Source organism: Helicobacter felistomachi, assembly GCF_030296895.1.
GTDB lineage: Bacteria > Campylobacterota > Campylobacteria > Campylobacterales > Helicobacteraceae > Helicobacter > Helicobacter felistomachi.
The window spans coordinates 400,293-424,314 of sequence record NZ_AP028022.1; the positions used below are offsets into that span (position 1 = coordinate 400,293).

18 protein-coding genes and 2 pseudogenes are annotated in these 24,022 nt (G+C 48.2%); 9 read left to right on the forward strand and 11 right to left on the reverse strand.

Annotation, left to right across the window (positions count from 1 at the left end; genetic code table 11):
* Window positions 1-2 precede the first annotated feature (2 nt).
* Window positions 3-2,747, forward strand: coding sequence for an isoleucine--tRNA ligase (gene ileS / locus QUE23_RS02130; RefSeq protein WP_286349035.1), 2,745 nt, complete (start codon window positions 3-5; stop codon window positions 2,745-2,747).
* Entirely contained in the window at window positions 2,740-3,180 is a 441-nt protein-coding gene (queF, locus tag QUE23_RS02135; RefSeq protein ID WP_286349036.1) for a preQ(1) synthase, read from the forward strand. The genes ileS and queF overlap by 8 nt, the downstream gene beginning before the upstream one ends.
* Window positions 3,181-3,236: 56 nt before the next feature.
* Here queF and coaBC read toward each other — a convergent pair whose 3' ends face one another.
* The 5 genes and pseudogenes from coaBC to QUE23_RS02160 form a co-directional block, all read right to left on the reverse strand.
* Window positions 3,237-4,463 (reverse strand): bifunctional phosphopantothenoylcysteine decarboxylase/phosphopantothenate--cysteine ligase CoaBC, encoded by a 1,227-nt coding sequence (gene coaBC, locus QUE23_RS02140; RefSeq protein ID WP_286349037.1) that lies wholly within the window; start codon window positions 4,461-4,463, stop codon window positions 3,237-3,239.
* A complete protein-coding gene (pseB, locus tag QUE23_RS02145; protein WP_286349038.1) occupies window positions 4,453-5,442 on the reverse strand; it encodes a UDP-N-acetylglucosamine 4,6-dehydratase (inverting) in 990 nt (329 codons plus the stop codon). Before pseB ends, coaBC begins: the two co-directional genes overlap by 11 nt.
* Window positions 5,443-5,480: 38 nt before the next feature.
* Window positions 5,481-7,825: pseudogene (locus tag QUE23_RS02150) on the reverse strand (VirB4 family type IV secretion/conjugal transfer ATPase).
* Window positions 7,826-7,833: 8 nt separating this feature from the next.
* Window positions 7,834-8,268: a polysaccharide lyase beta-sandwich domain-containing protein gene (locus tag QUE23_RS09930; protein ID WP_353622252.1), complete on the reverse strand. Its 435-nt coding sequence runs from the start codon at window positions 8,266-8,268 to the stop codon at window positions 7,834-7,836.
* Window positions 8,248-9,923 (reverse strand): annotated as a pseudogene (locus tag QUE23_RS02160) (polysaccharide lyase family 8 super-sandwich domain-containing protein); the annotation flags it as partial. The pseudogene QUE23_RS02160 and the gene QUE23_RS09930, both read right to left, overlap by 21 nt.
* A gap of 159 nt (window positions 9,924-10,082) precedes the next feature.
* Here QUE23_RS02160 and murJ point away from each other — a divergent pair.
* Window positions 10,083-11,531 (forward strand): murein biosynthesis integral membrane protein MurJ, encoded by a 1,449-nt coding sequence (gene murJ, locus QUE23_RS02165; RefSeq protein ID WP_286349041.1) that lies wholly within the window; start codon window positions 10,083-10,085, stop codon window positions 11,529-11,531.
* Between the two features lie 16 nt (window positions 11,532-11,547).
* Complete coding sequence (gene cysS / locus QUE23_RS02170; RefSeq protein WP_286349042.1) at window positions 11,548-12,969, forward strand: cysteine--tRNA ligase; 1,422 nt, start codon at window positions 11,548-11,550, stop codon at window positions 12,967-12,969.
* Here the strand turns inward: cysS and QUE23_RS02175 are convergent.
* A complete protein-coding gene (locus QUE23_RS02175; RefSeq protein ID WP_286349043.1) occupies window positions 12,962-13,885 on the reverse strand; it encodes a hypothetical protein in 924 nt (307 codons plus the stop codon). The two genes, cysS and QUE23_RS02175, sit on opposite strands and share 8 nt — an antisense overlap.
* Before the next feature lie 89 nt (window positions 13,886-13,974).
* Here QUE23_RS02175 and QUE23_RS02180 point away from each other — a divergent pair, with 89 nt between their 5' ends.
* The 5 genes from QUE23_RS02180 to dnaN are packed head-to-tail and all read left to right on the forward strand — an operon-like array spanning window position 13,975 to window position 18,063.
* Window positions 13,975-15,192 (forward strand): hypothetical protein, encoded by a 1,218-nt coding sequence (locus QUE23_RS02180; protein ID WP_286349044.1) that lies wholly within the window; start codon window positions 13,975-13,977, stop codon window positions 15,190-15,192.
* A complete protein-coding gene (locus tag QUE23_RS02185; RefSeq protein WP_286349045.1) occupies window positions 15,192-15,878 on the forward strand; it encodes an ABC transporter ATP-binding protein in 687 nt (228 codons plus the stop codon). Before QUE23_RS02180 ends, QUE23_RS02185 begins: the two co-directional genes overlap by 1 nt.
* Window positions 15,871-16,626 carry a hypothetical protein gene (locus tag QUE23_RS02190; RefSeq protein WP_286349046.1) on the forward strand — a complete coding sequence of 252 codons (756 nt, stop codon included), beginning with the start codon at window positions 15,871-15,873 and terminating at the stop codon, window positions 16,624-16,626. The genes QUE23_RS02185 and QUE23_RS02190 overlap by 8 nt, the downstream gene beginning before the upstream one ends.
* A 14-nt stretch (window positions 16,627-16,640) precedes the next feature.
* A complete protein-coding gene (locus QUE23_RS02195) occupies window positions 16,641-16,937 on the forward strand; it encodes a hypothetical protein (RefSeq protein WP_286349047.1) in 297 nt (98 codons plus the stop codon).
* A gap of 43 nt (window positions 16,938-16,980) precedes the next feature.
* Complete coding sequence (gene dnaN / locus QUE23_RS02200; RefSeq protein WP_286349048.1) at window positions 16,981-18,063, forward strand: DNA polymerase III subunit beta; 1,083 nt, start codon at window positions 16,981-16,983, stop codon at window positions 18,061-18,063.
* Here dnaN and QUE23_RS02205 read toward each other — a convergent pair.
* The 5 genes from QUE23_RS02205 to der are packed head-to-tail and all read right to left on the reverse strand — an operon-like array spanning window position 18,060 to window position 23,907.
* On the reverse strand, window positions 18,060-18,887 hold the full coding sequence (locus tag QUE23_RS02205) for a putative RqcH family protein (protein WP_286349049.1): 828 nt from the start codon (window positions 18,885-18,887) through the stop codon (window positions 18,060-18,062). The two genes, dnaN and QUE23_RS02205, sit on opposite strands and share 4 nt — an antisense overlap.
* Window positions 18,799-19,386: an NFACT family protein gene (locus tag QUE23_RS02210; protein ID WP_286349050.1), complete on the reverse strand. Its 588-nt coding sequence runs from the start codon at window positions 19,384-19,386 to the stop codon at window positions 18,799-18,801. Before QUE23_RS02210 ends, QUE23_RS02205 begins: the two co-directional genes overlap by 89 nt.
* On the reverse strand, window positions 19,383-20,852 hold the full coding sequence (locus QUE23_RS02215; protein ID WP_286349051.1) for a DNA repair protein RecN: 1,470 nt from the start codon (window positions 20,850-20,852) through the stop codon (window positions 19,383-19,385). Before QUE23_RS02215 ends, QUE23_RS02210 begins: the two co-directional genes overlap by 4 nt.
* A complete protein-coding gene (locus tag QUE23_RS02220) occupies window positions 20,849-22,594 on the reverse strand; it encodes an ATP-binding protein (RefSeq protein ID WP_286349052.1) in 1,746 nt (581 codons plus the stop codon). Before QUE23_RS02220 ends, QUE23_RS02215 begins: the two co-directional genes overlap by 4 nt.
* Window positions 22,591-23,907 carry a ribosome biogenesis GTPase Der gene (gene der, locus QUE23_RS02225; RefSeq protein WP_286349053.1) on the reverse strand — a complete coding sequence of 439 codons (1,317 nt, stop codon included), beginning with the start codon at window positions 23,905-23,907 and terminating at the stop codon, window positions 22,591-22,593. Before der ends, QUE23_RS02220 begins: the two co-directional genes overlap by 4 nt.
* Window positions 23,908-24,022: the final 115 nt, after the last annotated feature.

Sequence of the window (24,022 nt, forward strand, 5' to 3'; positions counted from 1 at the left end):
ACATGGACTACAAAGACACTTTGATTTTACCCACTACGACTTTCCCCATGCGGGCGAATTTGGGCCAAAACGCCCCAAAGGTTTATGCCAAATGGCAGGAGGAGGGCGTTTACGCACGCATGCAGGCCAATAGAAAAGGGCAAGAGAGTTTTAATCTGCACGATGGACCGCCTTATGCCAACGGGCATTTGCATATCGGGCATGCCCTGAATAAAATCTTAAAAGATGTCGTGGTGAAGCACCGCTATTTTGCAGGTTACGCTGTAGATTACACCCCCGGCTGGGATTGCCACGGCTTGCCCATTGAGCAACAAGTGGAGAAAGAGTTTAAGGACAAAAGCCAAGTGCTGGAGTTTCGCAACCGCTGCTACAACCACGCGAGAAAATTCATAGACATCCAAAGAAACGAGTTTTTGCAACTGGGCGTGGTGGGCGATTATGACCACCCTTATGAAACCTTAGACCACGCCTTTGAGGCGAGCATTTACGACATGCTTTGCATCGTGGCACAAAAGGGGCTACTTAAACAACGCTTTAAGCCCGTGTACTGGAGCTGGGCGTGCCAAAGTGCGCTGGCTGAGGCTGAGGTGGAGTATCAAGACAAGCAATCGGATTCTATTTTTGTGGCGTTTAACTTAGACCCTAAGAGTGCCGCCTTTTTAGCCCAAGAGGCGCATTTTAGCGTGGAGCAAACCCCGACAGATTTTGCCCTAGTGATTTGGACGACCACGCCCTGGACTTTGCCCGCCAATGCCGCCATCGCCCTAAAGCCTAAAACCACTTATGCGATCACTTCAGCGGGGCAAATCGCTGCTTTAGAGCTTGCCCCCAAACTCTTAGAAAAGGGGATTTTAAAGGGCGCAATTGTCGGCAGCTTTGAGAGCGATCTTTTAGAAAAACAAGAGGCAATCAACCCTTTAAATGGGCGCACTTCTTTAGTGGTGCTAGGTAGCCATGTGAGCTTAGAGGAGGGCAGCGGAGCGGTGCACACCGCCCCCGGGCACGGGCAAGAGGACTATTTTTTAGGGCTGGATTATGGCTTAGAGGTGTTGATGCCCGTAGACGATCGGGGCTGTTACGATCAAGAGATTTTGGATAAAAAGCTGTTGCCTAAAGAGTTCTTAGGTGCGCATGTGCTCAAAATACAGCCCAAAATTTTAGAGCTCTTAGGCGATCATCTCTTACACCACAGCGTCATCACGCACTCCTACCCGCATTGTTGGCGTAGCCACGAGCCCATTTTATTTCGAGCGACCACACAATGGTTTATTTTAATGGACGAGCCGTTTTTGCAACCCGATGGGAGCAAGAAAACTTTAAGAGAAGTTGCCCTAGAGGCGATTGAAAAGGTGCAATTTACCCCCCCACAGGGCAAAAACCGCCTCAAAGCGATGATCGAGCAACGCCCCGATTGGTGTGTCTCGCGCCAAAGAAGCTGGGGCGTGCCGATGGCATTCTTCATTGACAAAGAGAGCCAAGAGCCCCTACTTGAGCCCGCCGTTTTAGAGCATGTCAAAAATATCTTTGCTAAAAAGGGGTGCAATGCATGGTGGGAGGCAGACATTGCCGACTTATTGCCCGAAGACTCCAAGCACCTAGCCCCCAAATTAGAGAAAAACCCCCACATTTTAGATGTGTGGTTTGACAGCGGGAGCACCTTTAAGGCGGTGTGTGAAGAGAGGCTAAAATTATTCCCCAGCGACGTGGTGCTTGAGGGCAGCGACCAGCACAGAGGGTGGTTTCAAAGTTCCCTACTCTTAGGCTGTATTGCCCACTCTAAAGCCCCTTTTAAAGGTGTTTTGACACACGGCTTTACGGTCGATGAGAAGGGGCATAAGATGAGTAAGTCTAAGGGCAATGTGATCTCTTTAGAGCATATCCTAAACACCTATGGCAGCGACATTTTGCGCTTATGGGTGGTGCTCAACGACTACCAAAACGACCTAAGCGTGAGCGATGCCTTCTTTAAGCAAACCGCCGAGAGTTATAAAAAAATCCGCAATACCCTACGCTTTTTGCTGGCAAACATGGCGGATTTACAGAGTTTAAGCCCTTTAAGTCCCCTAGATCAATGGATTTTAGCCCAAAGTACGCAGGTTTTTAACCAAGTGCAAGAGCATTTTAGAGCCTACGACTTTGTCAAGGGCTTACAAAAACTCTTAGCCTTCATCGCCAATGAGCTCAGCGGGATTTATTTAGACATTTGCAAGGACAGCTTGTATTGCGATGACAAGGATAGCCCCAAAAGACGGGGGATACAAACCGCCATGTTACACCTAGCGCACCAATTAAGTTTCACCCTAGCTCCCATTTTGACCTACACCATTGAAGAAGTCTTTAGCCACGCTAGTCCCCTATTTAAAGAAGTGGCGTTGAGTGGGGATGGTGTTTTTGATTTGAAACAGCCCGCTTTGCACCCAAACGAGGCTTTGCTTGAAGAGTTTAAAACCCCCTTGCACCTACGCACCCTTTTTAGCGAAGCTTTAGACAGCCTTAAAAAAGACAAGCAGGTTAAAACTTCTTTAGAGTTAGAAATCCACTTAAAAGAGCCCGATGGCTTTAAGCATTACGCTGAGTGGCTGATGGTTTCTAGCGTGTGTGGGCCTAAAGAAAACGCCCTATTAGACACCCCCGCCTTTACACTCTATAAAGCCAGCCAGCATAAATGTTCCCGTTGCTGGCAATTTGCCAGCCACAGCGTGCAAGAGCCTTGTCAGCGTTGCGCGAAGGTGCTTGGCCATGCCTAGTTACGACTTGCACCACTTGGGGGCTAAAACCCCCTACATTGACAAATACGACCCCACGCTTTTAGAGGCTTTTGCCAACCCACACCCCAACCTAGACATTTTCACCCGTTTAGTGAGCGCCGAATTCACCAGTCTATGCCCGATCACCGCCCAGCCAGACTTTGCCACGATTTATATCAACTACATCGCCGGGGCTAAAATGGTCGAGAGCAAATCGCTCAAACTCTATCTTTTCAGTTTCCGCAATGAGGGGATGTTTGGGGAGGATTGCGTGGGTAAGATTTTAAACGACTTAATCGCCTTGCTTGAGCCCAAATACCTAGAAGTCTTAGCCAAATTCACCAAAAGAGGCAGTATCGCCATCGAGCCCTTTGCCAATTACGCCATACCGGGGTATGAGGATTTAAAAAAGCAGAGGTTGGGGAGATATTAGGGCGTGGCTGGGGAAAAAGCCACATAAAAAGGCGACACCTCTTAACAATGCTCCGCTTAAAATAGTTCCGCTATTTTTTCTAAAACCTCAAAGCTCACTTGGAGTTTATGCCCCTTGATTGTGGTGTGCTGGGTGTGGGGGGTTAGAAGGGTGATTTGGTTGGTGTCTTGCCCTAGCGTGCTTGTGTCATTTAAGCACACGAATTTGCAGCCCTTGCCCTGTGGGGGGAGCTCTAAGAGTTTTTGGGCGTTTGCTAGGGCGTGGGTAGGGTCGCTCTCGGCTTTAAAGCCCACTTTGTGAAATCCGCTGACAGACTGCAAAATGTCTGTATTTTGCACGCATTCTAAATCCCAAAATTGCCCCAAATCCTGCTTTTTGAGCTTGCCCTCATGGCGGTTTTTGGGTTTGTAGTCGCTGATGGCGGCGAGCATGAATAAAAAGGGGGGGTCGCTGGGGTTTTCATGCGTTTTTAAAGCCTCTAGGTAGTCGTTTGCGCTTTGCACCTTGACACGCTCAATGCCACTGGGCAGCTCTAAAGCGTTTTTGCTAGAGATCAACACCACTTGCGCCCCCTTAAGCCACAGAGCTAAGGCTAAAAAATGCGCCTGCAAGCCGCTAGAAAAATTAGAAATGCAGCGCACCGCATCGATCGCCTCGACGCTCCCCCCTGTAACCACCGCCTTTTTGCCCGCCCAAAAAGCATTAAAGAGAAGTTTGCGGGTGCAAAGGGCGGCAATCTCTGCAATCTCTGCCATCGCCCCCACGCCTGTGGAATTGCACGCCAAAAGTCCACTTTGGGGGGCGACAACCTCACAGCCTAATGCCCTTAAGCGTTTTAAATTGTGCTGGGTTTGCTTGGTTAAAAACATTTGCGTGTTCATGGCGGGGGCTAGGATTTTGGGGGCGTTGCTGGCTAAAAAGGTCGCGCTTAAGGCGTTGTCGGCAAGCCCGTGCGCTAATTTGGCTAAAGTGTTGGCACTGGCGGGGGCGACTAGGACTAGGTCGGCGCTTTGGGCGTAGCTAATGTGGTTGGCACAATCCCCCTCGCTCAACGCCCATTTTTCATTGGTGTCTGTCAGCACTTGAAAATGGCTCAAGGCTTCAAAGCTTAAGGGCTGCACGAATTGGCACGCCCCCTTACTCATCACCACCCTAACGCTTGCTCCCATTTTTTTAAAAAGGCGCACCAACTCTAGGGCTTTGTAGGCGGCGATTGAGCCACTCACCAAGAGCAAGATATTTTTACCCTCTAATAGGGGGATTTGGCTTAGGCTAGAGAGCATGCACCATCTTTAAGAGCTCTTGGGGGGTGAGCCTTTGGGGGTTGTCCTTGCTGTTGTAGCTAAAGCCCTCTGGCGTGGGCGTGCCACACTCGCCTAGCAAGGTTTGCGTGTAGTTGATCGGGGTTTGGAAGGTGATGGTGGGCTCTAAAATATAAAAATCCTCAAATTCTAGGGCTTTGTCATCAGCACTGATCATCACCTCGTGGAGTTTCTCGCCTGGGCGGATCCCGATCGTTTTTAGGGGGATATGCGGGGCTAGGGCTTTGGCTAAATCCACAATCTCCATGCTCGCGATCTTAGGCACAAAAATCTCGCCCCCGTGCATACGCTCCAAACTCTTTAGCACGAACCCCACGCCCTTTTCTAAGGTGATCCAAAAGCGGGTCATGCGCTTGTCGGTGATGGGGATGAAGGGCGCATTTTTGGCGGCTAGGTCTTTAAAGAAGGGCACGACACTGCCCCTAGAGCCCACCACATTGCCATAGCGCACCACGCTGAATTTTGTGTGCGCCTTGCCTTTCATATTGTTTGCACTCGTAAAGAGTTTATCGCTGCATAATTTGGTCGCCCCATAGAGATTGATCGGGTTGCTCGCCTTGTCGGTGCTAAGAGCAATGACATGGCTTACTTGCGCTTGCAAGCACGCTTCAATCACGGCACTTGCCCCTAGGATATTTGTTTTTATGCACTCTAGGGGGTTGTACTCGGCAGTGGGGACTTGTTTAAGGGCGGCGGCGTGGATACAAATATCCACCCCCTGCAAGGCACTAAAAAGCCGCTCTTTATCCCGCACATCGCCGATGAAATAACGCATACACGGGTTGTTGTAGGTCTGTGCCATCTCCCATTGCTTGAGCTCATCACGGCTATAAACGATGATTTTTTGGGGGCTATGCTCTCTTAGCAACACCTCCACGCATTTTTTGCCAAAACTGCCTGTCCCCCCGGTGATTAAAATGCTCTTGTTTGAAAGTTGCACGCTTGAAATCCTTTGCAAAATGCCTATTTTAGCAACTTTTAGCCCTCTTGCAACAAGACTTCCCGCCAAGTGTCTGGATGCGCTTGCATGAGAGCTTGCAAGCGTTTGACATGTGCGGCGTTGGAGTTAAAAATGCGTAAATGCGTGCCTAAGCCTTGCAAACCCACATGGATAATGTTAGAGCTGCCATCTGCCATGTTTTTCACCAACACTTGTTGGGAGGTTAGGGGGGTGTTTTCTAAAAAATGCGTCTCCATATAGCTAAGTTGTATGCCTAAATCTTGGCTCAGTTGCGTGCTGTCTATGTGCTTTTGGGGATAAAAAATCAAAGTTCCCATGTTTTTGACGAAGCTAGCGGCATTGGGGATACTGGCTAGCTGGTTAGTGTCTTGCAAGGCGAGCACCACGACTCCATTCGCCTTTCTAGCTTGGGTGATTAAGGTGTTGATGTGCGTGTTTAGGGTTTCGTTCGTGGCGTAACTTTTAAACTCATCCACAAAGAGTAAAAACCCTTCTTGTTTCTCTAAGGCGCGGTGCAAGATTTTATAGAAAATATAATATGCCAAAAGCCCTAAGTCTTTGGGGTTTGCGCTGATCGCGTCCATGTTGATCGCCGCTAAGGGGGTGTCAAACTCTAGGCTGTCTTCTAGGGAGTTAAATAAGGGGTTTTGTAAGTAGGGCTCTAGACTTAGGTGTAAAGTGGGGGCGTGGGTCAGGGCTTCTTTAAAGTCTTGCAGGCAAAAGCTTTTGGGGGCAAGGTGGCATAAAGGCTTTTTAGGGCTTTTAAAAGGGCGTGGCTGGCTTGTATATCAGTTGGAGTCTGTGGGTGGGTGGGTAGATGGCATAGGCTAGAGTAGAAGCTGTGTAAAAAGTCTTGGTTGCTAGGGGTGAGCTCTAAAGTGAGGGGGTTGATTTTAAAATCCTTGCCAAAGTTATACGCCCCGCCGAAGTAATGGATGCACGAAAACAGCCCATAGGCGCGATCTAAAGCTAAAATGTTGAGCTTGTCGTATTTGAGGGCATTTGCCATTAAAAAGCCCATTAAAGTCGTCTTACCCGCCCCCGTTGCCCCAATAATCATCGTGTGCCCGTTGGTGCGGGGGCTACTCGGGCTTGGCTGGCTCTCTTGGTTGTGGAAGTTGAAGAGATAGGGGGAGTGGTCTAGGTTTTTAAACACACTCAAAGGCTGGTTGCCCCATGGATTGCTTTTAAACCCTTGATTGGGTCTTTCAAAGAGCATTAAACAGGCTAGAGCCTGCGCGCTTTGGCAACGCAGGCGTGGGTTTAGATGCAGGCGGCCGGGAAACATTGAAAAATAAGCGGGTCTTAAGCCTAAAGTTTCTACCACGCCCACTAAGTGGGCGTTAGACAGCACGCTTAAAGCTTCTTTGGTGTGGGCGTTTAGACTCTCTAAATCGGGGGCTTTTAAAAAGACATTGAGAGCGACTTTTTGTAGGCTTAGTTGTTTGGCTTGGATTTTTTCATGGTAGCTTTGCAATTCTTGGCGCACAAGACGCACCAAACTTAGGCGGATTTTCTCTTGCACGAAGGCTAGGGCTTTTGGCGTGCTTAAAGGCTCAAGACTTAAAAACACTTCACACTCTAACTCTTGGTGCAAGAGAGAGAGCAAAGCGAGCGAGCTTAGGGTTTTGCTGGCATAGGCCTTCACGCCCAAAATGCGGTTGTAGGTGGTGTGGCTGGCGTGCTCTTGAATAAAATAGTCTTTTTTAAAATGGATGTTTGCAGCGATGTAGCTGTCTTCTAAAAAACCTAGTGTGGGGTTTAAGCTTGTGGGGTGTCCGTTGATGAAAGTGGCGTAAAAGTTTAGGGCTTCTTTGGCACTGAGGGGCGTGGGTTTGAAGGCGTGCAAGGCGTGTGCCACTTTAGCCATGTTTTCACCCAAAAGCAGGGCTAGATGCTGATGTGTTGCTTGGTCTGTGGTGAGTTCTAATTTCTTTTGCTCTAAAAAATCCTTTAGGGGGCTTTGGGTGGTTTCAAAAATCAAAGTGTAGGTGTTCTCGTATAGGTCTTTGGGTTGGGATAAGTCTAACAGGGCCTGCACTTGGGGGTTTGGCGGTTTTATGGGGGGTTCTAGTTTAATTTTAGCGCGCTTGGTGTGGATACGTAAGATCACACCTTCTAATTGCTCTAGGGCATTTTGTTTGCTGGCAAAGTGGGTTTGCAAATCCTCTTGAAGCAGGGCATTTGCACTTAGTCCCTCTACTTTTAACAGCCCTACAAGCTGTTCACTTTTGGTGCATAAAAACCGCTTATTGTAAAGGCCTAAAATGTTGTTTTCCTCAACCATGGAATGGACTTTTGGCAAAGCCCCGGCTAAGAAATTTAGAGCCTTCTGTTGCCAAAACTCTAAGCCAAATTTCAAACAAACCCCTAGAGCGTTGTTAAATCTACAGCCAAAGTTGCCCCTAAGGGGGGAAAGGTCAAGGTTAAATGCGTGCTGTGGCCCTTGATTTTTAGGCGCACTTTTTGGTTGGGATGGGCGAGTTTGTAATGCCCTTTTAAAACGATGCTCGTTTCTTGCAGAGTTTGTGTGGGGTCAGCCACGCTTAAAGCCAGTCCATTTGGGCGTTGCACCTGCAAGAGAGATAGGGGGTCTTTAAGTTTTAAGCCTTGCACCTTAGCCCACCCGGGGGCGTATTTATTGATAGCCAAGAGATGTTTAGAGGCCACAAACACAGCGTGCAGAGCGGGGGTTTGGGCTAGGATTTGTAAATCCTCTAGAGGGTAGCTTTGCACCTCTTTGGGGCTAAAATTTGGCAAAATCACATAGGCGTAGTGGGCTTTTAGGGGGTGCAAAATTTGCATTTCTAAGAAGTGCGCGGATAAGTTTTTATAACTCTTGCCCCCGATGGCTTTGTAATTGCCACTTCTAGCGACTTCTTGTAGCGTAGTGTTCTCGTCTTGCAAGAGTATGTAACCTATGTTGGTGCGGGCGTTGGGGTTGGTGAAGTTAATGAAGTCGCCCTTGTGGGTTAGCTGTGCTTGCTGGCTAAAGGGGGCGTTGTTGATGGAAACCTGCATATTGGGGCTTAGTTTGCGGTTGTCTAAAATAGTGGTCGTGGGTTTATCACCCACCACACTGCCTAAAGCCACCACCTCATCGCCCAAAAAGAGATAGGACTTTTGCGCTCTAAACTCCGGCTTTTGCAAATCAAAGCCCACAAAGCCAAAGTGCCCATCGCTTGCCCCCCCCCCGCAAAGTCGTTCAAGCCCAAAGACCCCCTACGCCACACCACCACCTCTTGATTCTGCACTTCTGTGGTGCCGGGGAGTTTAGTGGGGTTGACAAGCGGCCAAAAATCCACAAACGCCCTAGGATCGCCGTAAATATAAGTCATGCCATCGGAAGTGTCAAAGCCCTTTAAATTCTCCCCGTTCATGGTTTCGTAGTCCAAAATCCGGCTAGAGTGCATGGCAAGCACCACCTGTCCGCCATGTGCGCCCACCTGCGCGGCGCGATCCATCGCCCCAAAGACATGCACGGGGGCTAGGTTTAGGTTCTTGATATCCCCATTTAACAAAGGCTCTAAGGCGGGGTTAGCAAAAGCACGCAAAGCCTTTAATAGAGTCTTGCCACGGCTAAAATCACTCTCTTGATCCCGGCTGATGCTGCGCCCACACACAGAAGCGTTTAACCCACCTTGAATGAGTAAGTAGGGGTAACCCTGCAACACGCTGACATACAGCGCGGGGTCTATGAGATTTTGCGCTAAGGGGCCATCGCCTAAAGTCGCCTTAAATTGCGCCAAACCCTTTAAAAGCACCAAGCCATACGAGCCATTAGAGGGCACATGTTCGTGCTGGATAAACGAGCCGTCGGCATAAAATCCATTGCCACCTGTAACGATCTTAGACGCACTTTTGACCGCTTCTATGGCCTGCCACACTTCCTTTTCATTGTGTTTGATGATCCCTCGAGCCAAGCTAATGAACGCCGTATCCACCCGATTAGCCCCCTGACTCTCCCTAGCTTCTGGTTTGGTGCTCGCCCTTGCTCCCGCCCCTAACCCTGAGTATTTGGGGTTGGGTTGGTAGTATTCTTGCGCCTGTAACAGAGTGGTTTGTAGGTCTTCTGGCAAAAAGTGCGCTAGGGCTAAAATTGCATTGAGGGCTTTGGGGATGCCAATTTCATAGGGCCACCAATTCCCCCGCTCTAGTCCACCCACGCCATAATACTGGTTAAAGTCTTGCAGGGCGTTGATGATCTCTGCCTTGTTTAAGGGGGTGTTGTTTAAAGTGTGGGCTTTGAGCAACTCTAAAATACTTCTTAGTTGATACAATAAATCCTTGCCGCTGGGCTTAAAGGGCAGGGGTTGTAGGCGCACTGCCTTCGCTGCCTTCGTGGATGTGCTGTCTTCTAAGAGCGTTTGCGTGTAGTTTGCCCTCAACCTAGCAAAGTCTAGCGGCGCGGCTTGCAAAAGCGATAAACAAAGCAAAAAAGGGGCTAGTTTCATTATCATCCTTAACTATTTAGACTAGCATACAATGAAAACCCCACAATATGGCTACAATGGATTAAAATCCATCGATCCTGTCTAGCGACCCCTAGCCCAAACCCGCAAAAGAGCAGTAGAAGAGAATTTATGTAGAATAAAGGCAATATATCTAAAGGTTTTTTAGTGCTTAAAAAGTTCTTTCTAGCGACAAGTTCGGGGATTTTATGCTCTCGGGTAGCCGGGTTTGCACGCGATTTACTCAGTGCGTCCGTGCTGGGCAGTGGCCTTTACAGCGATATTTTCTTTGTGGCGTTCAAGTTCCCCAATCTCTTTCGGCGCATTTTTGCCGAAGGGGCGTTTAGCCAAAGCTTCTTGCCTGCCTTCATTTCTAGCCGCTACAAGGGAGCGTTTTTGTTTGGCATTTTTGGAGTGTTTAGCTTGTTCTTGTGCGCCCTTGTGCTGGTGGTGGCACATTTCCGCTTATTTTTTACGAAGTTGCTCGCCTATGGCTTTAGCCCACATGCCATAGACTTAGCCAAGGACATTGTGGCGATCAATTTTTACTACTTGCTCTTGATCTTTTGGGCGACCTTTTTTAGCGCGCTCTTGCAGTCTAAAAACCACTTTTGGGTGAGTGGCTACCACACGATTTTATTGAATTTAGCGATGATTGCCGCCCTTGTGTGGCATCAAGATGAAAATTTATTAGAAGTGGTGCGGGCTTTGAGCTATGGGGTGCTTTGTGGGGGGTGCGCTCAGGTGTGTTTGCACTTTTACCCCCTTTATAAGCTGGGCTTTTTGAGACTCTTTGCCATTGGGGCGCATAGCCTTTTAAAAGCCAAGCCTTGCCAAAAAGCCGTGATGCAACAAGAGAGAAAACGCTTTTTTAAGCAATTCTTCCCTAGCGTTTTGGGCAACTCCACCGCCCAAATCTCGGCGTTTATCGACACGCTTTTAGCGTCCTTTTTAGCCACAGGCAGCATTTCCTACCTTTACTATGCAAACCGCATTTTTCAACTGCCCTTAGCTCTCTTTGCGATCGCCACTTCTACGGCTCTGTTTCCCACCATTGCAAGGGCGATTAAAAACAACGACACACAAAAAGCAACCGCCCATTTACAACAAGCCTTTGATTTTTTAAGCACCATGCTCTTGGTTTGCACGCTGGGGGGAGTGGTTTTGTCTAAAGACATCATTGCGCTTTTGTTTGGAAGGGGGCAGTTTGGGGCGCAAGATGTGGCGCAGTGTTCTAAGGTCTTTTGTGCCTACTTAGTGGGGCTTACGCCCTTTGGGGTGGCAAAGATTTTTGCGCTGTGGCTATATGCCCACAAAGAGCAGGGCAAGGCGGCCAAAATTGCGCTCATTTCTTTGATCTTTGGCACGCTTTGCTCTCTAGCCTTGATGCCTTATTTGCACGCCAGTGGGTTAGCCCTCTCCAGCTCGCTCTCGGGATTTTTGCTCTGTGGGCTGTATCTTAGGGCTTTTGGTTTTAAGCGTTTTTTAGGCATGATTTCGCTTTCTAAATGCGTCTTTTTAGGTTTGCTTTTAGCCCTAGAAGCTGTGGTTCTCGCCTTGTTTGTGGGGGTGTTGCAAACCCTCAAGGCGTGGATTTTTTTACACCACTTATTTTAACACCCAAAGGTTTTCTATGGTTTATTTATTTGACAGCCACCGCAAACAAAAATGCCCCTTTAAGCCCCTAAAAGCCCCCGATGTGCTGATTTATGTCTGTGGCTCCACGGTCTATGACTACTCGCATTTAGGGCACGCCAGAAGTGCGATCACTTTTGATTTGCTCGCTAGAATGCTGACTTTGAGTGGGTATCGGGTGCATTTGGTGAAAAACTTCACCGACATTGACGACAAAATCATCGCCAAGGCCCTGCAAAAGAACACGGATATACACACGCTCACGGAGTATTTTATCAAGAGCTATTTGCAAGACATGCGGGCTTTGGGCGTACAAAGACCTAAGCTAGAGCCAAGGGCTAGCGTGCATTTGGGGGGGATCGTGCAGTTGGTGCAGGATTTAATGCAAAAGGGCTTTGCCTACCAAACCAAGAGTGGCGATGTTTATTTAGACACGAGCCTAGACAAGGCCTATGGTTCTTTGAGCGGACATTCTTTAGAGCTGGAGAGCTTGAGCCGCATTGAAGACAACCCGGAGAAAAAGCACCCCCAAGACTTCGCCCTGTGGAAAGCGTACAAGGGGGAGGGGGATTTGGGCTATGCCAGTAGTTTAGGCAAAGGCCGCCCCGGCTGGCACATCGAATGTTCGGCGATGGTAAGAGAGAGCGGGGCCTACACGGACACGCCCTTTCAAATCGACATACACGGGGGGGGAAGCGATTTATTCTTCCCCCATCACGAAAATGAAGCGAGCCAAACCCGTTGTGCCTTTAACCAAGAGTTGGCGCAATTTTGGATACACAATGGTTTTGTCAATATTTCAGGCGAAAAGATGAGTAAAAGTTTAGGCAACAGCTTTTACATTAAAGACGCTTTAAAGGTCTATGATGGCGAGGTCTTGCGTAATTATTTGCTGGGCGTGCATTATGGGGCGATTTTAAACTTCAGCGAAGAGGATTTAGCCAGCCAAAAAAAACGCCTAGACAAACTCTACCGGCTCAAAAAACGGGCCCTAGAACTCGCCTACGCCCCAAGCAGTGCCAACGCCACTTTCACCCACACGCTGCTAGAGAGCATGCAAGATGATTTAAACATTTCTAGGGCGCTAAGCGTGCTTGAAGAGCATTTGCATTTAAGCAATGAGAGATTAGACAACACCACAAACAAAGTGGATAAAAAGCACACGGCGGCTCAGATTCTCGCGGATTTGCTCTTTGTAGAGAGCTTGCTAGGGCTTGGGGGCAAAGACCCTAAAGCGTATTTTCAGCTAGGCGTGGATAGCGCGCTCAAAGAATACATAAACGCCCAAATCGCCCTGCGTCAAGAGGCCAAAAAGGCAAAGGACTTCGCCAGAGCAGATGCCATTAGACAAGCCTTAAGCGGGCATGGCATTGCGCTCATGGACACGCCAAATGGCACCATTTGGGAGAAAATCATTTAAGCCTTAAACTCTCTAGGAATTTAGGTGTGAGCGTGCTTAAGGGCAGGGGGTAGGTGTTGTGCGGGTCATTTGTGCTTTGGTTATAAAAGACCTGCCCGCCCTGAGCGTAGCGTTTGAGCTCCAAATCCCCCCCGAAACTCTCAAAGTCTAAAGCGATGGCTGGGGCGTTGGCGGGCCTAAAATGCAACTCCACATAAGGGGTGTGGGCACTAAAGTCTACAAACCCTGCCCCTTGTATGCAAAAACGCCCCCTTGTGCGCTGAAATTTCTGTATCTCTATGCATTGTTCTTTGGGGCTGTGGGTGGTGCTTATGGTGTAATCGCTTGCAAAAGCAACGCTTTTGCTTGGCTGCATGGCTTGGGCTTGTGGCTGTGCTGTTTGCGCCTGTGGCGCAAAAGCAACGCTTTTGCTTGGCTGTGCGCTTAATTTCGCTAAAAGCGTGTCATTAACCGCCCCCATAGCGTAGGTGGGGGCGGTGGTTTCATAAGTTTTAGGCTGATTGAGAGGAGCTAGGCTTGTTAAATAAAAAGTGCCTTGTTTGAGGGCAAAGCTGAGTGTGTAGCCCGTGTTCTTAGGGGCGGTGGTGGGCGTGGCGGGGGTGCTCTGCACCAACTCTAGGCGCAATTTGCCCTGCTCTTTAAAGAGTTTTAAGACATTAAACCCATGCACACAAAAGCCCTTGAAGAGTTGTCCGTTAAAGAGCACCCCCACACAAGCCCCCTTGTTGGCGTGTAGTTGTCCTAGAGCGGATATAAGGACATAGGGCGCAAATTCAAATTTATCGGCGTGGAAGCGTTGTAAGCTTTCGGGGCTTTTGGCGTTTAAAAACTCTTGTAGCCAGCTTTTAAGTGTGTTTGTGGGGCTGGCTTGTAAAAATAAAGCACAAGAAAAAAGCATAGAGAAAAAACGGCGCATAAACATCCTTTAAAAATCTGCATTATACAAAAAAACCCATTTACCCCCACTTTTTAGGTATAATGAGCCATTTTATGTTGGGATGGTGTATGCGCCGTTGTCTTTTGGGTTTGTCTTTTTTAATGTCCCCCTTATTGTCGACAGAGATACGGCTCGATCCCTTTGGGTATTTAGGGATGATTTACAGCCAAGGGTTAGAGCACAAGGGGCATGGGTATGTGGGCTTTGATGCCCGGGTGGGGACAAACTTTGCTTTCAACAATGGTTGGGCATTTGGGATTGGCGCAATAGGGGCATGGAATGTGTGGAGCAAAAACAAGAAGTTCCAACCCATTGTCAGTATCGGCAATGTCCTGGGCAGTGTAGGAGGCAGCATGCTTCCCTATCTTAGCATGGGCGACATTTCAGACGCGTATGTTAAATACGACACCAAAAGGCTCAAATTCGCTTTGGGGCGCTTTGACACCAACTTTGTGGACTTTGATTGGATACAGGGCAATATTCAAGGCGCGAGCTTGTATATGCACCGCTACGATTGGACCTATTGGGGCATTTTCATGGACTCCATGCTCTACAATGGCTATCAAGGCAATGACCTACAAGGCCCACGCATCGCCACGGGGATCAACGCTCTAGCGTCCTACGACCCTGTGTCTAAGAAAAAATATGTGGGTGGAGAGGTTGTGGCGTTTGGCACGAGCTACGAACACAAGGGTTTTAAAATCTCCCCCTTTTTCCTTGCCGACTCGCATTTGCCCATGACCCGCACACCCCTCATCCAAGTGGGCTTTAAGTTCCAGTACTTTGCACAGCTGCCTAAGGGCTTTAAGTCTTACACCATCGTGCATGGCATTTACCAGCATGGCAACACGGACGCGGTTAGGGGCAACAATGAAGCGGGTTTGGTGATGGTGGATCAAACCTTCATGTACAAAATCCTCAACTTTGGCCTGGGGGCTTATGGCGTGCCTGCCCCGAATAAAAAGGGTTTTTTTTGGTCCTTCAACGACAAGACGAAGTTCTATGGCCGTGGCATTAATGCGATGGGTGTGCCCGCCATTTATTTTGCCAACGCCACCGTCACGGGCTACATCTTTGGCGGACTAAAGACCAATCGGGTGCGGATGGATGCGATGGTCGCCTTTGGAGATTATCAAGAGTATTCGCTGATGACAAATTACAAGGTGTGGCAGTCTAAACAAATGATTTTAGATGCGGGGCTGGGTTATGTCTACTCTTACTCAAATAAAGTGAAAAACACGATCGGCAACTCATCTTTTGTGCTTTTCACAAAGTTTTCCTACTGATGTTAGTTGTTGAGAATTTGAGTAAAAACTATGGCTCTAAGATCGTGTTGCATGGCATAAATTTTAACCTTGAAAGTGGACAGATTGTCGGTTTGCTCGGGGCTAATGGGGCAGGCAAAAGCTCGCTGTTAAAGATTTTAGCAGGACTTTTGAGAGAACATGGTGGGTCTGTGAGCCTACATGGGCAGCCCATAGGGCTAGAGAGCAAGAAAATCACCGCCTATTGCCCCGATCGCCCCATTTACCCGCAAAGCCACACTGCCTTAAATCTCTTGCATTTATGCGCCGACTTCTTTAGCGATTTTGACAAGGACAAGGCACTAGGCTTGATGGAGCGCTTTAAATTGCCCCCAGATTCACCCTTTAAGTCCCTATCTAAAGGGCAAAAAGAACGCTTGCAACTCATCTTTACTTTGAGCCGTAGGGCACAACTCTTTTTACTTGATGAGCCACTAGGCGGGATTGACCCCCTCGGGCGGCAAGAGGTTTTGGATTTAATCACACAAGAAAAGGGGCAAGAGAGTGCCATACTCATTGCCACGCACCTAGTGCATGACATACAAGATTGCCTAGACAAGGCGTTGTTTTTACAAAATGGGGGGTTGATCGCCTTTGAAGATGCTGCCACACTTAAAAGTAGGCATGGAAGCGTGGAGCGGGCCTATAAGGATTTGATGCATGTTTAAAATCTTTAAGTACGACTTTTTAGAGAATTACACCCCCATTGTGGGGACTTTGGCGTTTCTCGTCCTTTGTTGGGTGTTTTTGAGTCAAAAAGAAGGCAATGTTTTGGTGTTTCTCATGGCAAACTTCTTGTTGTTCTTGGGTAGTGGGGTCTTGCTTGTGCTGATTTTTACCGCTGCGGTGCGCTCCACCCAACAAAAACTCTTTGGGGCTGAAGGTTACTTTACTTTTAGCCTGCCTTTAAGCATAGACGCGATTTTGGGGGCAAAAATTGCGGTCAACCTCACTTGGGTGCTCTTAAGCATAGTGGGCTTTTTTTTGGCATTGTTTTTGGCGTATTTATGCCACACCAAAGCCCCCTCTCTTAGCGATTTAAGCCCGCAGGGTTTGCCCTATGTCTTAAACGCTTTGGGGCTGTTCTTGCTCTTTTGGCTGCTCTTGTATTTAAAACTGCTCTTGGTGCTGACCTTGTTAAACATAGGGCATTTTAAACGCCTCCCTAAGCTCACGGGGTTGGTGTTCTTTGTGGGGATCAGCTTTGCGCTCTCTTTGCCCTCGCAAATCTTGCAAAAGTTACTTCTAAGCCCCAAAAATGCGATTTTGCAAGACAGCTACCTGGCCTTTTATGCGAATTTCTTTTTCCTAGATACCTCCACCACCGCTCTTTTCTTGGGGCTAGAGTTTTTCAAGGCAGGGTTGCTGTATGCCATCACCCGTTGGCTGTTGGTGCATAAACTTGCGTTAGAATAAGAGAAAGGCAACACATGCAAAGATTTTACATTTGGCTTTTTTTAGGCTTATTTAGTGTTTCACACGCCCAAAGTGGGTATTGTAGCTCCAATTGCGAAGGCACACCAAGCGAAAGGCTCGCCCCTATGGAGTTTCATTTTGACTTTGTGCGCTCGGTGGATCACTTCTTAAAGCACCCCAAAGCCCGCCTACGCACGCTGAGACACTGCCACGAAGCGTTCACTTCCACTGCTAGAATCAACACCATCACCAACTCATTTAGGGTGAATTGCAACCATGCCCTGGAGGCGCAAAAGTTAGTGCAACCCTAAGCTATCTATGCTACAATAGGCCCTTTTCACATAAAGGACATTGATGCAATTAACCATTGACAAGACATGTTTAGAAAGGGCATTGCAACATTTGGTGGCGTTCACGGACCGCAAAGACCTTGCCAACATCGCCTCCCACGTTTGCTTAGAAGCCAAAAATGGGGGACTGCGTTTAGAAGCCAACGACCTAGAAATGGGGCTTTGCCTACACCTAGAAGCCGCCATTGTTCAAGAAGGGAGCGCCACTTTTAACGCCAAGCACTTTTTAGACATTGCCTCTAAACTAGAAAATGGGGATTTGTGCTTAGAAGCGGACAGCGACTTTGTGCATGTGCGCTTTAAACGTTCTAAATTCAAACTCCCCTTGTTTGACCGCAACGACTTTCCGGCCTTTCCTAGCCACGAAAACCTGCCCTTTTTGCACTTTGGCGACAGTACTCTTAGCGAGTATTTTAAAAAGCTTGCCCCTGTGATTAAAACCAACGCCTCCAAATACGAATTTGGTGGGGTTTTAATGGTGCTGAAAGAAAATTTAGAGTTAGCTGCCACAGACACGAGACGTTTGTCCTTGGTGCACATGGATGCCGACAACATGCCCGCACAAGCTCTCATGACAGAGTACATTTTGCCTAAGCGGGCGATGCTAGAGATCAGTAAGCTCTTTGAAAGCGACTTTGACATGTTTTATGAGCCCAAAGACCCAAGCATGCTCTTCTTTAAAAATGACGAAATGGTGCTTTACTCTAAGCTCATTGGGGGCAAATACCCCAACTACGAGGCGATTTTCCCTAAAGAGTTCGCCCATAGCTTTGATTTAGAAACCCAAAGCTTTAAAGAAGCCATCCAAATCACAAGCGCGCTCAGCCCCACGACTAAAATTGTGTTTTACCCCGAGCGCATAGAATTTGAGTCGCTAGAAAACGAGAGCCCGAGCTTTTCTAGCACTTCCATAGAGGCCAAGACTCCCCTAGAGGGCTTTGAGTTACAAGCCCACGCCCGCCACTTATTAGACGCTTTAAACACCTCCACAAGCGCGAACTTCACGCTTTCACTCAACCAAAACACCGACCCTTTTTTGGTGGAAAAAGACGGTTTTAAGACCCTGATCATGCCCTTTGTGTCCTAAAGGGCAATGACTACACTAGAAAAATGTGTGTAGGTCACAAAGGCTTTATTGCCCCCCTTTTGGGCGAATTTGACATGCTTTTTTTGCGTGTAGTCGATCGCCACTTTTAGGGCTTGCTGGCTCTCGTTGGCGTAAGCGAGTTTGGCAAGCAAGTGGCAGGCCTTGTGAAGTAGGCTAGCTGAGGGGTGGTTAGGGTGGTTGAAAAGCAGCATGTGTGCGCTGGGCTTGTCCTTAATGTGCGCCCAAGTGTCCCCACTGCGCCCCGCCTTGAGCAAGGCGCGGTTTTCATTTTCATTGCGCCCAATCCCCACTCTGACCCCCTCAATCTCAAAACTCTCCCAACTGCTCGGCTTTTTGTGCTTGCTCTGTTTGCTGGGGGTAAGCACTTTTAAATCTTCTAAGTTGCTTTGGGGCAATAGGGCGATTTTGGCTTGCAAAAAGGCGATTTTGGACTCTAAATTCTCTTGTTGGGTGGCAATGTGGCGTGCCCTTTGTTGGCATTTTTTGGCTTCTTTAAAAAGTTTATTGGCGGCATCGCTCAAGCTTCTAGAGTTTTTAGGCAGGGGGATATTTTCATTTTCTAAACACAGCACGCCTTGATACAAGCTTTGAGGCTCTAGTGCGTGCAGGTGGCACAAGATTAAGGACGCTTGGCGTTGCTTGAGGTGGCTTAAAGTTTCTAGCTCTTTGGGGCTTGAGAGGGTGTTTAAAATGGCTTTTAAGCTTTCTTGTTTCTTAAGCCATGTGTTTTTGAGGCTCTTTCTTTGGCTCTCTAATTGTTTGTTTGTGGTTTGCGTGTGTAAGTCTTGCAAGGCTTGTAGCAACGCGGGGGTGTCTAGGGCTTCTTGGGGGGGCGCTTAAAGGGGCGTTTTTCAAGGGGGCTAAAAGGGTGTTTTTGAGCACAGGGCGCACACTTTGCTCTAGCGACACAAAATGCAAGGCCTCCAACACCACACCCTGGGGGCTTAGTAAAATGGCGTTGCTGTGCTTGCCCGTAAATTCTAAATGCAGCACGCTTTGGACTTTTTTATAGCTTGTGGCACACTCTAAGACAATCTTTAAAATGCGGTCTTCATTCTCTAAAAAGCAATCTAGGATTTTGGCATTGCTGGCATAACGCTCTAAAGCAAGGTTAAAAGGGGTCTTTGAGAGCTCTAAAGGCGTGGGGTCTAGGTAAATGTGGCTAGTGCCCTTTTGCATGCAGGCTTTAAAGGGGTGGTTTGGGGTGTCTAGGCTTAAAGTCTGTTGGGCGTGGCGGATGGTGATTTTGGGCTGCGCTTTTAGCAGGTTTGCAAAGGCAGATAACAAGGCATAAGAGATCATGGCCTTGGCTTTAACTTCATTTTAGCGTAAGCGATGGCCTCCTTACCCAGGTTGGCATCCACCATGCGGGCGATCTCTAGGGTCTGCTCCTCTTTATTGAGGGATTTTACGCAAGTCTGCTTGTTGTGAGGATAGACTAAAAAATGCTTGTCGGCCAAAGCGGGCAAATGGGGGGCGTGTGAGATGGCAATGATTTGGTAATTCTTGCTGAGCTCCTTTAAAATCTCCGCCACACATGCACTCTCTTGCCCGCTTAAATTCGTGTCTAGCTCGTCTACAAAAATCGTTTGCCCTCCTTTGGCTCTTTTGTGCGCCTTGAGGGCTAATAGGCTTAAACGCAAACGGTTGTACTCGCCCGCGCTGATATTTGCGCTCTTGGTGCTTGCAAGGCAGAGCTCTAGGCTTTCAAGTCCGCTTGCACTTAAGGGCGTGGCTTTGAGCTCTAAGGTGGGGGGTTTTAACAAGAGCTTGTTGGTGTAGCTTTGTAAATCCACTTGCATTTGGGCTAAATGCGCTTGGCGTTGCTCTTTAAGTTGCAGGGCTAAACGCAAACTCTCTTGTTCTAATTGGGCGCAATTTTGCTGGCTTTCTTGCAACAACTCTTGATGCCGGCTGTAATCCTTGCAACTTGCCCGAAGTTGCTCTAATCTCTCCCTAACCCTAGCCAAACTCCCATACTTTTTCACCACCCCCCCTAGACGGCTGATCTCATCTAATAGGGCTTCAATGTCTAGGGCCTCCAACTCTTCCAGGGCGTGCTGGGTGTCTAGCAAGAAGTCTTGCGCTTCACTTAAGAGTTGGTTTAGGGCGTTGGCTTGGCTTTCAGGCAATGCCTTAGAGATTTTGCTCGCCTGCTCTAGGGCTTCTAGGGCATCTCTGACCTCTATGCTCTGCTTTTCTTGCATTTGGTGCGCTTTTTTGCGCTCTAATAGCCTCTCATACGCCCCATCGCTCAAGTCCAACGACTGCAACTTAGACAGCTCAAAGCGGGCCAACTCGGCTTGCAGGTCTAGGTTCGCGCCCGCAGCTTGCAAGGTCTTTAGCTGTGCTTGGGCTTCTTGGTACTTAGCATACCCCTTTTGAAAGCTCTCTAATAAGTCGGGGGGGCTGTAGCTATCAAGCAGGCTTAAAAGAAAATGGGGTTGCAACTCTTGGGCTTGCTTGTAGCTGGAGATATGTAAAATCAGGGGGGTGAAACTCTCTTGTAATGCCTTTTTGGTGGTGGGTTTGTTATCTAGGGTGTAGAGACTCTTTTTGTCCTTGGTGGCGTGGATTTTGCCCTGCTTCCACTTGGCCTTAAGGCTCTTAGCCTGCAGGGGTCTAAGCCCCACACTAGCAAGAATGCCCCCCACCAGCACGCTTTTACCGCTCCCGCTCGCCCCGCTAATGACATTTAAATGCGGGCTAAACTCCAGTTTTGCCCTGGCAAAAACAAGCCCACCTAGGATTTCTAAACTCTCAATCACCGCCCCACTCCAAAGCCGATATTTTTCGTTGTGTCAAAATTGCCCCGCTTTTCTTTGACAATCTCGCCCACAAAATCCCCTAGGCTAAACTTGGGATCTTGGTAGGTGGCGACCTTGTAGGCGGTGTTTTTCACCACTAGGGCGATTTGTCCCCCGCTTAGGGCGTGTTTGGCGAGCTCTTTGGCTAGGCTCTTGGCATTTTCAGGCGGGGCGTAGGGGGCGTTCTTGGGTAGATACTTCTCCCATAGTTGCACGCGTTGCTCGAAGGTGGGGAGTCTAAACTCAATCTTGTGGTTAAAGCGGCGGGAGAAGGCGGTGTCTAGGGTTTCTAATAAATTCGTGGTGGCAATGAGCACCCCTTCAAACTTTTCAATTTGGTGCAAAAAGATATTTTGCATTTGGTTATGCATTTTGTCCGCCCCACTGCTGGCGGTGGTGCGGGTGCTTAAGAATTGGTCGGCTTCGTCTAAAAACAAAATAGGGGGGTTCTTGCACTGCTTGGCGATTTTTTGGTAGTCGTCAAAGATTTTACGCACATTTTTCTCCGACTCGCCCACATACATAGATAGGATTTTAGAACAATCAAAGCCCAACACTTCTTTTTTCAGGCTTTTGGCAAGGGCTAATGCGCTCATGGTCTTGCCCGTGCCCGGCGGTCCATAGAAAATGATTTTGGCATCAACGTCCTTATGGTTTTTCTTTTCAATCCCCCACTCTTTTAACCGTTGTTGCATTTGCGGGTCTATTTGCTTGCGTAAAATCTCTAGGGTTTCTTTAGTCTTCTGGCTTAAAACCACCGCGTCTAAGCCTTCTTTAGGCTCAAGGACCTCAAATATGTCGCTGTCTTTGAGGATATGTTTTAAAGTGGTGTTCGTGCGTGGGGGCGTGGGGGCGGTGATGGTCTCAAGCACGATGTCTTTTAAAAAAAATTGGCGCACGAGCCCATTTTCAAAGGGGTCTAAAAGCTCTTCATAGTCCATAATCTTTTTTTTAATCAGCGGGCTTAGTGGGCTTAGTAAATACGCACTCTCCACACTGCTACCCCCATTTGCGCTCAAAAGTTGCATGAGATTTTGGTGTTGGTTGAGGGTGTCCTCATCCTTAATAAAGTCTCTTGCATTGTAAGCATCCTTTAAGAGCGCAAAGAACAGCAAGGTTTCTTTAGGATTTAAATGGTGCTTGTTTAAAAACTTTTGCACGGCTAGGGGGCTTTGCGTGGCTTGGGTACGGGCGTTGATTTTATGCTCCAAAAGGCATAAATCTTCTTGGAGTTTGGATTGCCCCCTTAAGCCCACCTTTTGGATTTTTTGCAAAATCTCAATCTTTAAAAACCAATCGTTGAAGTAGTCTAAATGGTCGCTATAAGGCGTGATCTCTAAAAAGGCGTGCTTGGTGTGCCCGTTTTCAGCAAGCTTAAAAAAGTGGTGGCTCAAAGAGAGCGCGCTGTCAAACAACTCTAAGAGCAACACCTCTTGCCGTCTTGCCCGCTTCTCTTGCACCACCCACTCCAAATCTAAAAGATTTTTCACGCAAGACAAGTAGGGCAAGGCTTTGTCTTCTTTGGCCTTAAACAGGGTTTCTAGCAAGTCGGCAACTTCTATATCGCTCTGCCCTTTGAGATATTGCGTGGCTAAGTATTGCAAAATACGCCCTTCTTTAGGGCTACACTTGAGGGCGTAAAAAATACGGGCCTTGCAAATGTCCTTAGCGTGGATAAAGTCCAAAAAGTAGTTTGTATTCATGGGTTAATGGAGTCTTCCTTGCCCTTGGCAAGTAAAATAATGGGCGTGCCTAGAAAGCCAAATTTCGCCCGCAAGGTGTTGGCAAGGTAGCGTTTGTAGCTAAAATGCAGAGCTTTGGGGCGGTTCATGACAAGGGCGATTTGGGGCGGGCAAGAGGCAAATTGCGTGCTGTAGTAAATACGCACAATCTTGCCATGATCGCTAGGCAGAGGGTGTCTTTCTGTAGCTTCACTAATCACCTTATTGAGGGTGCTGGTGCTGATACGCATGGAAAAATAGCGGTGCACTTCTAGGATTTTGTCCTTGATTTGGGAAATATGGCGTTTAGAAATGGCACTTGCCGTGATGACGGGGGCGTGTTGCAAGAATTTAAACTTGTGCTTGAAGGTCTGTAAAATATTCTCAAAAGTGGCGTGGCGGACATCCCATTTATTCAGCACCACCACCACTCCTAGGCGAAACTCCTCGGCTAAAGACGCAATTTTTTCATCCAGGTCCACAAAAGGCGCGCTCACATCTAGGATTAAAAGCGCGATGTGCGCTTTTTCTAGCACTTTGCGGGTGCGATCGAGGGCGAACTTTTCTAGCCCTTCAATCTTGCCCCGTTGGCGCAGCCCCGCCGTGTCTACAAAGCAAATCTCTTGTCCTTGGTGCTCTATGCTCTCATCCACAGGGTCTATAGTCGTGCCCGCCACGCTGGAAACTAAAGATCGCTCTTTGGCGACTAGAGCGTTTAAAAGCGAACTCTTGCCGACATTGACCCGCCCGATGATGCCCACTTGGATCCTTTCGGGAGTTTCTTGCACTTGGGGGGCTTCTAGGGGCTTGAGCTTGAAGTGTTTTAATATGGCTTGGGTGAGCTTGTCAAGCCCCTTGTTGTGGCTGGCCGACACAAAGAATATATCTTGCACACCTAGGCTTACAAACTCATAGGCATTCAGGGCTTCGTTGTCGTTGTCTATTTTATTGATCAATAAAAAACAGGGGCAATTTTGCTTTTGGACACTTAAAATGTGTCGTTTGTCCGCGTCTTGGGGGGGGACTTTGCCATCCACGACATACAAGATTAAATCACAGTTTTGCACCGCCCCCATATTGAAAGAGGCGATCTTGTCCCCAAAGACATGGGCGGGGTCAAAGCCCCCTGTGTCCCACAGCTCTATGCCATGCCCGGCGAGCAAAAAGGTTTGCTTTTTAATGTCCCTAGTTGTTCCGGCAATGTTGGAAGTGATGGCACTGCGGCTTTTTAAAAAACAATTAAACAGCGAGCTTTTACCCACATTTGGCATGCCTAAAATGGCGATTTTAAGCATGTTGCCCCTTTTGATATTTGATAGACCCCAAAAGCTTTAAAACCTTTTCACCGCTTCTACTCCACCCTTTTACAATGCAAATTATGATAAAATGGCAGGTTGTTGCCGGTTGGGT

Coding starts and splice junctions, on each gene's coding strand:
- ileS (WP_286349035.1), top strand. CDS start 3: ATGGACTACAAAGACACTTTGATTTTACCCACTACGACTTTCCCCATG.
- queF (WP_286349036.1), top strand. CDS start 2,740: ATGCCTAGTTACGACTTGCACCACTTGGGGGCTAAAACCCCCTACATT.
- coaBC (WP_286349037.1), bottom strand. CDS start 4,463: ATGCTCTCTAGCCTAAGCCAAATCCCCCTATTAGAGGGTAAAAATATC.
- QUE23_RS09930 (WP_353622252.1), bottom strand. CDS start 8,268: ATGCAAATTTTGCACCCCCTAAAAGCCCACTACGCCTATGTGATTTTG.
- cysS (WP_286349042.1), top strand. CDS start 11,548: ATGGTTTATTTATTTGACAGCCACCGCAAACAAAAATGCCCCTTTAAG.
- QUE23_RS02175 (WP_286349043.1), bottom strand. CDS start 13,885: ATGCGCCGTTTTTTCTCTATGCTTTTTTCTTGTGCTTTATTTTTACAA.
- QUE23_RS02180 (WP_286349044.1), top strand. CDS start 13,975: ATGCGCCGTTGTCTTTTGGGTTTGTCTTTTTTAATGTCCCCCTTATTG.
- QUE23_RS02185 (WP_286349045.1), top strand. CDS start 15,192: ATGTTAGTTGTTGAGAATTTGAGTAAAAACTATGGCTCTAAGATCGTG.
- QUE23_RS02190 (WP_286349046.1), top strand. CDS start 15,871: ATGTTTAAAATCTTTAAGTACGACTTTTTAGAGAATTACACCCCCATT.
- QUE23_RS02195 (WP_286349047.1), top strand. CDS start 16,641: ATGCAAAGATTTTACATTTGGCTTTTTTTAGGCTTATTTAGTGTTTCA.
- dnaN (WP_286349048.1), top strand. CDS start 16,981: ATGCAATTAACCATTGACAAGACATGTTTAGAAAGGGCATTGCAACAT.
- QUE23_RS02210 (WP_286349050.1), bottom strand. CDS start 19,386: ATGATCTCTTATGCCTTGTTATCTGCCTTTGCAAACCTGCTAAAAGCG.
- QUE23_RS02220 (WP_286349052.1), bottom strand. CDS start 22,594: ATGAATACAAACTACTTTTTGGACTTTATCCACGCTAAGGACATTTGC.
- der (WP_286349053.1), bottom strand. CDS start 23,907: ATGCTTAAAATCGCCATTTTAGGCATGCCAAATGTGGGTAAAAGCTCG.